The sequence below is a fragment of the Saccharothrix sp. NPDC042600 genome (assembly GCF_040647305.1).
In the GTDB taxonomy this organism is placed as follows: domain Bacteria; phylum Actinomycetota; class Actinomycetes; order Mycobacteriales; family Pseudonocardiaceae; genus Actinosynnema; species Actinosynnema mutabilis.
Window position 1 is genome coordinate 1 of the sequence record NZ_JBEZBW010000179.1, and the last position, 8,971, is coordinate 8,971.

Sequence of the window (8,971 nt, forward strand, 5' to 3'; positions counted from 1 at the left end):
CGGAAAAGCTGGTTGCCAAGAACCCCAAAGCGCGGTTGGGCTGCGCCCAGGCCGTACGGGGAACGAACCGAGGCCCTTCCTTGGCTTGGCAGCCCGATAAGAGCGACCGCGCTTCGCGCGCGGTGGATGGGTTGTGTCAGGTGCCCAAGAGGACGCCGCCTGCGGCTAGTCGTCGGGTGTCGAGGAAGCCCGTCCCGTCCTGGTCCAGTACTCGGAACGCGGCCGCCGCCGACTCCGCCGGTGCGCCCAAAGCCGCCAGTAGTCGCTGGAATTCGCCCAGCGTCACCGACCCGTCGGCGTCGGTGTCCGACAACAACAGCACCGCGTCGGCCAACGGCGCGAAGTCCACCTCCGGAGCCGACGCCGCGAACACCGCCGCGTCCACCTCGTCGCGACCCGTGACCGTCACCAGGGACGTCCAGAACTCGCGGCACGCCGAGTGCACCCGGGCCGCGCGCACGGAGTCCGGGGGCTCGTCGAACGCCGACACCAACCGGTGCGCGAAGGTCGTCAGGTCCTCCTCCCTCAACACCCCGTCCCGGTCTGCGTCCAGCAGGTCGAACGACGACACCTGTTCCGGCACGCGTGGCGGGGACGCCGCCTTCACGTACTGCAGCACCGCCTCGCTGGCCACCGCTCCCTGGCCGATCGCGGAACCGATCCGCTTGACCGTCCCCGAGCGCACGTCGCCGGCGGCGAACACGCCGGGCAGTGTCGTTTCGGTCAGCAGCGGCGCGCGGGCCAGGGGCCACGCCGCGTCCAGGCGCAGCAGGTCGGTGCCGGTGACCAGGAAGCCCCTCGCGTCGGTCACCGCCTGCCCGCCCAGCCAGTCGGTGCACGGCGTCATGCCGATCAGCACGTACAACGCCTGCGCGGGCAGCGGAACGACCTCCCCGCCGCGTCGCAGCACCACCTCCTGCAACCGGCCGTCGCCGCGCACCGCCTCGACCACGGTCCCGGTCAGCACCTCGATCGCGGCCGACTCCTCGATGCGCGTGACCAGGTAGCGCGACATGGGGCTGTCGGCCAGCGACGGCCCCCGCACCAGCAGCGACACCCGGGTCCCGTGCTCGGCCAGGTGCAGGGCCGCCTGGCCGGCCGAGTTGCCGGCCCCCAGGACGAACGCGTGGTCGTCGGCGGCGATCGTGCTCGCCCCGTAGTAGACGCCCACCCCGGCCAACTCCGCCGCGCCCGGCGCGTCCAGTTCGCGCCACCGCATCCCGGTCGCCACCAACACCGCCGTGCCGCGCGCGGTCGTGCCGTCGTCGGTGTCCACGGCCCACAGGTCGCCCTCGCGGCGCAGGCCGGTCGCCCGTCGGGCCGACAGCCACCGCACGCCGAACCTCCTCGCCTGCGCCAGGGCGCGGCGGGCCAGGTCGCCGCCGGACAGGCCGGTGGGGAAGCCCAGGTAGTTCTCGATGCGGGAGGTCGAGCCGGCCTGGCCGCCGGGGGCGTCGTCCTCGACGATCACCACCCTCAGGCCCTCGCACGCCGCGTAGACGGCCGCCGCGAGACCCGCCGGGCCGCCGCCGACCACCACCAGGTCGTGGTCGCCCGGGTCGGCCTCGTCGGTGAGGCCGAGGGCCGTGGCCAACTCGATCAGGCTCGGGTCGGCCAGCACCGCGCCGTCGGGCAGGTGCACCGCCACGGGTTCACGGGCGTCGGTGGCCGCGTCCTCGTCGAACGGCACCTGGTTGCGCGCCAGGAAATCCTTGATCGCGTGCGCGCGGGCCGAACCCGGCCGGGCCACGACCCGCAGTCCCGCTGTGGTCACGGTGACCTCCCGAAGTCACCGCCTGACGCTAGCGAGTGGACCGGGGCCCGCGGCGAAGTTCACCCGACCAGGTAGTGCTTCCCCGCCGCTCGACGCGAACGACGACGGGATCATCCGACCGCGCGATGTCGAGGGCGTGGCGGCCCGGCTGGTGCGCCGGTTCGGCCTGGACCCGCGGTCGATCGCGGCGGAACGGGTGCGCGCCGCCTACGACACGGCGTGGCTGCACGTGCTGGCCGTCCGACCTCTACGGCCGCCTCACCCGCTGACGCGCTCAGCCGATCCTGAAGCCGAGCGCGAGCGCGATCGTCACGGCCTGCTCCGGTTCGATCCGCGCCCCGGTGAGCGTGGCCGCGGTGATGTCGATGCCGGACAGGTCCGAGCCGCGCAGGTCGGCCCCGGTGAAGTCCGCGCCGTGCAGCCACGCGTCGGACAGGTCCACCTCGGTGAACGTCGCCCCGGCGCACTTCGCCCCGGTCAGGTCCACGTCGTGCATGCGCAGCCCGGTGAACGACGCCCGCCGCAGGTCCGCCCCGGGCAGCCCGACGAACGACCAGTCGCCGCCGCTGACCCTGAGCACGTCGAAGCTGCCGCCGTCGAACGTGCTGCCGACCACCTTGCAGTCGGTGAAGGTGGCGTCGAAGAACTCGCACCGGACGAACGTGCAGTTGAGGAACGCGGCCTCGGTGTGCGTGGAGGCGTTGAACTCCACGCCCCGGAACACGCATTCGCGGAACGTCGAGCCGCGGTTGAGCAGGTCCGCCATGTCCACGTCCACGAACAGCGTGCGCTCGTGGGTCTCGCCGACGACCTCGTTCACCGTCCAGTCGCGGTCCAGGACGGTGGTGTCGGTGGGCGGGGTCGGGGTGCCACGTCTGCGCTCGGCCACACCGGAACTATCCCACTGCCCGGCGCGCCCTAACCCGCCGGCGCCAGGGCTCCCGCCGCGAACAGCACGCCCACCAAGGCGATCACCAGGCCCAGGCCGAACGCGTACTGCCGGGCCGTCGCACGGCCCGGCATCCGGCGCAGCACCACGCTCACCACCACCAGCGCGGTGAGCGCGATCGGCAGCAGCGCCCGCCAGGCGTGGTCGAAGGAGGTCAACGGCAGGAAGGTGTCCGCGCCGTAGAGGGACAGGATCAGCGCCGGCAGCCCCAGTCCGGCCGCCGCCGCTGCCGCGATCGTGTTGAACCGTTGCTGCGCCTCGCCGTCCTGGGCCACCGCGAAGGTGGACATGCTGGTCAGCAGCGCGTGGAACCGCTCCGCCTCCTCGGCCAGCTCCGCGTCGATCGCCTCGCAGTGGCGCAGGGCCGCGCGGTGCGTGTCGCCGGGGCCGGAGCTGTCGCGGTTGCGGTGGTAGGTGTCCGGGTCCCACAGCCACACCCACAGGCCGTTGCGGCAGGCGTCCCGGGCGTGGTCGCGGGCGCGGCCGGTGGCGATGGACAGTTCGATGATGCCCGCCAGCAGCGGTCGCAGCGCGGTGGCGCGGCGTTGGGAGAGCAGGTCGGCGATCTGGCGTTCCAGCTCGTAGCGGATGCCGCGCAGCCGTGCCAGCTCCGCGCGCGAGGCCTCGGCGAACGCCTTGGCCGCCGTCGCCGCCACGGCCCGCGGGTCACCGGACACGACGTGCGCCGGGCCGGCCAGGGTCGGCGCCACCTCGATGGCGTGCGGCGGTTCTTCCTGCCGCCAGCCGCCGTTCTCGTGCCACGTCGCCTGCACGACGACCGTGACGACCGGGTCGCCGTCCGCCCGCACGGTCACCTCGGTCATCCCGACGGCGACGCGGCGGTCGCCCTTCTCGCCCAGCACCCGCAGGTACGGCGCGACCAGCAGGGCCTCGACGCCGAGACCGGCGAAGTACTCCTGGTCCACGGTGTGCGCGCGAGCGGTCCGCACGGTGGCGCGGAGACCGTGGCCGGGCCGCGCGGGGGTACCAGCGAGCAGGAGTTCGGACGCCATGCGCCGAATCCTATGTTGACCTTGAACCGGTCACGGCCGGATCGGGGAAACCGGTTCTCCCACGACGATCCGGTCCCACATCGCGCGGTGCGCGGTGATGTGGTCGGCGTCACGCAGGTAGAGGTCGGCGTGGCCTTCTTCGATGTGGCGGGCGAAGTTCGGGTCACCGTTCGCGGCGGCCGTGCGCATGAAGTGGACCAGGGCGAGCAGGCGGGGGACCAGGGCGTCCACGACGTCCAACCGCTCACCGCGCGTGCGCCCGTACGAATCCAGGAACAGCCTGGCCCGGCGGGCTTGTTCACCGGCGTCGCTCGTGTCCGAAGTGGACAGAGGTGCGAAGCGGTAGACCGCGTGAGCCAGGTCCCAGCTCCTGGGGCCGGGATGGGCCGCGTCGAAGTCGAACACCCCGGTGGTCCCGCCATCGCGGAACACGCAGTTGTACGGTGCGAAATCGCCGTGGCACACCACTTCCACCGGCTCGACCACCGGCAACTGCCACCGCCACGACGTCTTGTCCGGCAACGGCACCGTGGCGTCGTGCACCCGCCGCAACAGCTTCGCCGCGCCGACCAGCGCGCGGTCGGGCACCCGGTCCGCCGACGTCCCCGCCTCGCCGGGCAGGAAGTCGAGCACCTCCCGGCCTTCCTCGTCCACGCCGCGCCACCGCGGGACGCCGCGCACCTGCGCGCGGGCGAGCCCGGTCAGCAGCCACTGGACGGCCTCGCTCCACGCGCGCACCGGCCGGCGCACGGTGCGGCCGATCCGCACGACCGTGGTCGTGCCGCCGGACAGGATCTCGCCGTCCACCCGCCCGACGCTAACCGATGTCCGCCGTCCGGCGAACCGAATTAGCGGCGCGCCAGGCGCACCCCAGCGCCACCAGCCCCAGCAGGGCGTAGAGGTTCTCCAGCGGCCCGACCGACAACAGTCCCTGGGGCAGCGGGAAAGCGTCCGAACCGGGGATCGGCCACGCCGCCAGGAGCACCACGACCGCGCCGGCGCGGCGGCCGAGCAGCACCACCAGCGGCACGCACCAGACCCAGTGGTGGTGCCAGGACACGGGGGAGACCAGCAACGCCGTGAGCGCGACCGTCAGCACAGCGGCCAGTTCCCCGCCCCGCCGGTGCAACAGCACCGCCGCCCGCAGCCCCACGACGAGCACCACCGCCACCGCCGCCACCCAGCAGACCGTGAGCCAGCCGGGGGGCACGGTCCGCCCGAGCAACGCGTGCAGCGACTGGTTGCCGACGTAGTACAGGTCGCCGCCCAGCCGTGACGACTGGAGGAACACCCCGCCCCAGTACCGGCTCGACTCTTCGGGCAACACGGCGAACCCGACCGCGACCGTCGCGAGCATCGTCCCTGCCGCGACCCCGGCCGCCCGGAACCGCCGCGTCAGCAGCAGGTACACCACGAACAGCCCGGGGGTGAGCTTGACCGCCGCCGCCAGCCCGATGCCGGCGCCCTGCCACCGGTGGCCCCGGAAGTCGAGCAGCACCAACGCCATCAGCACCACGTTGACCTGCCCGTAGGTCAGGCTCGACTGCACCGGTTCCAGCCACAGCGCCACCGCGAACACCCCGGCCGCGACCGGCAGCCCGCGGCCGGACATGCGCGCCGACCACCACACCGAGCCCGCCAGCGCGCCGACCGTCAGGCCGGCCATGACCAGTCGAGCGGCCTCCATCGGCACCAGCGCGAACCCGGCGAACAGCAGGGCGCTGAACGGTGTGTTGGTGAACGGCTGGCCGTTGAACCGGGCCGTGTAGAGGCTCGCGCCGTCCAGCACGGCCTGTCCGCCTTGGCGGTAGATGTCCAGGTCGTACATGAACCAGCGTTCCAACGGCCACACGTGCGCCTGCACCACGTAAAGCGCGAGGGAGGCGGCGACCACGGCCACGGGAACCCGTGAGCGGGTGAGGGTGGTCGGCGCGGGACGGCGTCGCAGCACGGAGCGCTCCTTACTGATTCCACTAGTCAGTTAGTGGAAGATGGGCATGCGAGTACGCGCGCCGAAGCGCGCGTTCGCACTCAGTCGATTTGAGCCGGAACCCGGACTTCGCGGCGGAAACGCCGGCGCAGCCACCAGGACGCGCCGATCAGGCACAGCACGCCCAGGGCGGTGAACAGGGTCGCCTCGAACGCCTGGAACAACCAGAACCGGTCACCGGGGTGCACCAGGTCGGCGGCGGACCGGTAGCCCTGCTTCGCCATGCAGGCCCGCAGCGCGGACTCCTGCCACGGTTCGTCGGTGGAGAACCGGCAGGCGTCGGCGGCGGCCTGCACCGACCGGTCGGTGTTGGGCACGAACCGCCCGGCGAGGTCGGTGACACCCTCGTGGAGGCGCCACCGGTCCCCGTCGTCCCGGTAGCCGGCGTTCGGGACGCCGTAGGGGCGTTCGTCCACCACGGGGGTCAGGTAGCGCGGCCGGGCGAACGTCCGCACCACGTACAAGGTGGAGAGCCAGCCGGCCAGGGTCACGGCCATCGCCGGCACCACCCGCCGGACCGCGAGCCCTGCGACGACGCCGAGGCCGACCGCGAACACCACGTACCCGAACATCGCGGGGGCCTGCGTCTCGAACAGCCCCGCGTGGAACCCGTCGGGCGGGATGATCGTCTTGCCCATCGGCGCGGTCCACCACAGGTACACGCCGCCGAGCACGAGTGCGCCGACGGCGGCGGGCACGACGAACGCGACCTTGACGGCGAACCACCGGCCGGGGCGCACCGACTGGCTCAGCGCGAGCAGGTACGTGTGCTGCTCGAACTCCCGCGCGAACAGGGGTGCGCCGAGGAACACCCCGACCAGCAGGCCGTACCCGATGAAGGCGAGCCGGACGTTCTCGACCGCGGTCTGCCACCGCCACGTCGTGCTGTCCATCGCGTGGAGGCACGCCTCGTCCATGCGCGAGGGCACGCAGGGCCACATCGCCCGTGCCTCGATGTGGTCCAGCATGGCGTCGCGGTGGAAGGCCATGAGCGCGATGAGGGCGAGGACGTACACGGCGAGGACGAGCAGCGCCACCCGCTGTTGCCGCCAGGTCAACCAGATCACGCGGCCACCGCCCGGTTCCGGCGCAGGTGCGCCACCACGAGTTCGTCCAGGGTGGGGGCGCCGACCTGGTCGTCGGGCAGGTCCAGCGGTCCGCGGAGCCGGACCAGCGCGGTCAGCTGCCGTTCGCCGACCCGTTCCTCGACGACGTCGTGGGCGGTGAGGTCGGTGTCCCGGGGCGCGACGACCAGCCGGTGCGCGTCGAGGAGGTCCTCGACGGCTCCGTCCAGCCGGACCTCGCCGCGGTCGAGCGCGAGCAGCCGGTCGCACACGCCGTCCAGGTCGGCGACGACGTGCGAGGACAACAGCACGGTCGCGCCGGTCTCCGCGACGGCGAGCATGATCGAGCGGAGGGCTTCCTGCCGGGCGACCGGGTCCATCTCGGCGAGGGGTTCGTCGAGCAGGAGGACGTCGGGGCGGCGGGCGAGGGCGAGGACGAGCGCCACGGACGCGCGTTGGCCACCGGACAGCTTGCCGGTCCTGGTGCCGCGCGGCAGCCCGGCCCGGTCGGCCAGTTCGGCGGCGTGCGCGCGGTCCCAGCGGGGGTTGGCGCGGGCGCCGAACTCCAGCATCTCGGCGACGGTGAGGTTGCGGTAGAGCGGTTTCTCCTGAGCGACGAACCCGACCTCGCCGCGGACCTCCAGCGTGCCCCCGGTCGGTCGGACCAGCCCGGCGGCGACCTTGAGCAACGTCGACTTGCCCGCGCCGTTCGCGCCGACGAGGGCCGTCACCCCACCGGCCGGCAACGAGAACGAGCAGTCGCGCAGGGCCCGGTCACGCCGATAACGCACCCCGAGCCCGTGCGCACGCACGGCAACACCCACCCCAGTTCCCCCATCACTCTTCCACCACCGCACGCCGGCGCTCTGACTCCCGCCGGCTCTCGCTCCCGCTTCGGTCCCGCTCCCGCTGGCTTGTGGTCCCGCTCCCGCCGGCTTGTGGGCCCGCTTACTCGCGCCCGGGGCCGCTGTCCCGGAACCTCTGATCCAGGGCAGCCCGGAACAACGCCTCCACGTCCTCCCGCCCCATGCCGAGACCGCGAGCCCGGTCCATCCACTCCAGCAAGTCACCCCGCAACGGCGAGTCCTCCGCCACGCCGGGCGTGACGAGCGAACGCCGCACGAACGTGCCCAGCCCGGGTCGCGGTTCGACCAGGCCTTCGCGTTCGAGTTCGCGGTACGCCTTGAGCACCGTGTTCGGGTTGATCGCGGTCTGCTCCACCACTTCGCGGGCGGTCGGCAACCGGTCCCCGGGGCCGACCAGGCCCAGTCGGAGCGCGTGCTTCACCTGCTGCACGATCTGCAGGTAGGTCGCCACCCCGGACCGCCGATCGATCCGGAACTCGATCACTCGAACCCTTCCACTAACCAACTAGTGAAACCACTGTTACGGACCCCGACCGCCGCTGTCAAACACGCGGCCGTGACTGGTCAACCACTCACTGACCGTCGCTCAGGTGTAGTGGCGAAGCCCGATGGAAAGCGTCTGGGCCCAAGGCGCGTCCACGTGCGCGGCATCGACGGCAACCACCAAGTGGCACAACATCCCCCGAGCGAAGAACAGTTGCACCTGGTCCTCGTCCGCCCCGGACACGCCGCGCACGTACTCGACGGTCCGCGCGTACCCGCGCTGCACGACTTCCCGCACGGCGGGTTCGGAGATCGCCGCGCACTGGGCGTGCATCTGGATGAGCAGGAGGGCGTTCTCGTCGGCGATCAGCTTGGCGTAGGCGTCGGCCATGGCGAACAGGACGGCGTCCGGGGTGGTCGAGGAAGCCCGTGCCACGCCGTCGGCGAGACTCTCGCGGATCCGGGTGAAGCAACGCTCGACGACGGCCAGGAACAGCGCTTGCTTGTCGGGGAAGAGCCGGTACACGTACGCCTGCGAGATGCCCGCGGCCTTGGCGACTTCGCCGGTGGTCGTGCCGTAGTAGCCCTTGGTGCCGAACGTGGCGAGCGCGGTGCGGAGGACGGTCTCGCGGCGCTCGTCGGCGGTGGAGAGACGGCGTTCGGCGGCAGGCATGAGACTAACCAATCACTCACACTCTCACCTGTCAACCAACCCGCCGCGCCCCTCGAACACGCGACAACCCACCCGCCACCCGCCACCCGCCACCCGCCACCCGCCACCCGCCACCCGCCACACCGCCCGCCCGCCGCCGCCCGCGCCGCTGCCCGCCGC

Annotated in this window: 9 protein-coding genes; all 9 read right to left on the reverse strand. The window is 72.6% G+C overall.

All coding sequences use genetic code 11. The features are described 5' to 3' along the window. Positions 1 to 136 precede the first annotated feature (136 nt). On the reverse strand, positions 137 to 1,774 hold the full coding sequence (locus AB0A74_RS41745) for an FAD-dependent oxidoreductase (RefSeq protein ID WP_358258644.1): 1,638 nt from the start codon (positions 1,772 to 1,774) through the stop codon (positions 137 to 139). A 274-nt stretch (positions 1,775 to 2,048) separates the two neighbouring features. Beyond that, the gene (locus tag AB0A74_RS41750; protein WP_358258646.1) at positions 2,049 to 2,663 is read right to left on the reverse strand and encodes a pentapeptide repeat-containing protein; all 615 of its coding nucleotides are present in this window, start codon (positions 2,661 to 2,663) and stop codon (positions 2,049 to 2,051) included. A gap of 29 nt (positions 2,664 to 2,692) precedes the next feature. After that, positions 2,693 to 3,736: a hypothetical protein gene (locus tag AB0A74_RS41755; RefSeq protein WP_358258648.1), complete on the reverse strand. Its 1,044-nt coding sequence runs from the start codon at positions 3,734 to 3,736 to the stop codon at positions 2,693 to 2,695. 30 nt (positions 3,737 to 3,766) lie between these two features. Continuing rightward, on the reverse strand, positions 3,767 to 4,543 hold the full coding sequence (locus AB0A74_RS41760; protein WP_358258650.1) for a phosphotransferase: 777 nt from the start codon (positions 4,541 to 4,543) through the stop codon (positions 3,767 to 3,769). Between the two features lie 10 nt (positions 4,544 to 4,553). Continuing rightward, positions 4,554 to 5,687: a glycosyltransferase 87 family protein gene (locus AB0A74_RS41765; protein WP_358258652.1), complete on the reverse strand. Its 1,134-nt coding sequence runs from the start codon at positions 5,685 to 5,687 to the stop codon at positions 4,554 to 4,556. A gap of 80 nt (positions 5,688 to 5,767) precedes the next feature. Continuing rightward, positions 5,768 to 6,793: a hypothetical protein gene (locus tag AB0A74_RS41770; protein ID WP_358258654.1), complete on the reverse strand. Its 1,026-nt coding sequence runs from the start codon at positions 6,791 to 6,793 to the stop codon at positions 5,768 to 5,770. Continuing rightward, positions 6,790 to 7,602, reverse strand: coding sequence for an ABC transporter ATP-binding protein (locus tag AB0A74_RS41775; protein WP_358258656.1), 813 nt, complete (start codon positions 7,600 to 7,602; stop codon positions 6,790 to 6,792). The genes AB0A74_RS41770 and AB0A74_RS41775 overlap by 4 nt, the downstream gene beginning before the upstream one ends. A gap of 136 nt (positions 7,603 to 7,738) precedes the next feature. After that, positions 7,739 to 8,140 carry a GntR family transcriptional regulator gene (locus AB0A74_RS41780; RefSeq protein WP_358258658.1) on the reverse strand — a complete coding sequence of 134 codons (402 nt, stop codon included), beginning with the start codon at positions 8,138 to 8,140 and terminating at the stop codon, positions 7,739 to 7,741. 102 nt (positions 8,141 to 8,242) lie between these two features. Then, the gene (locus AB0A74_RS41785; RefSeq protein WP_358258660.1) at positions 8,243 to 8,812 is read right to left on the reverse strand and encodes a TetR/AcrR family transcriptional regulator; all 570 of its coding nucleotides are present in this window, start codon (positions 8,810 to 8,812) and stop codon (positions 8,243 to 8,245) included. Positions 8,813 to 8,971: the final 159 nt, after the last annotated feature.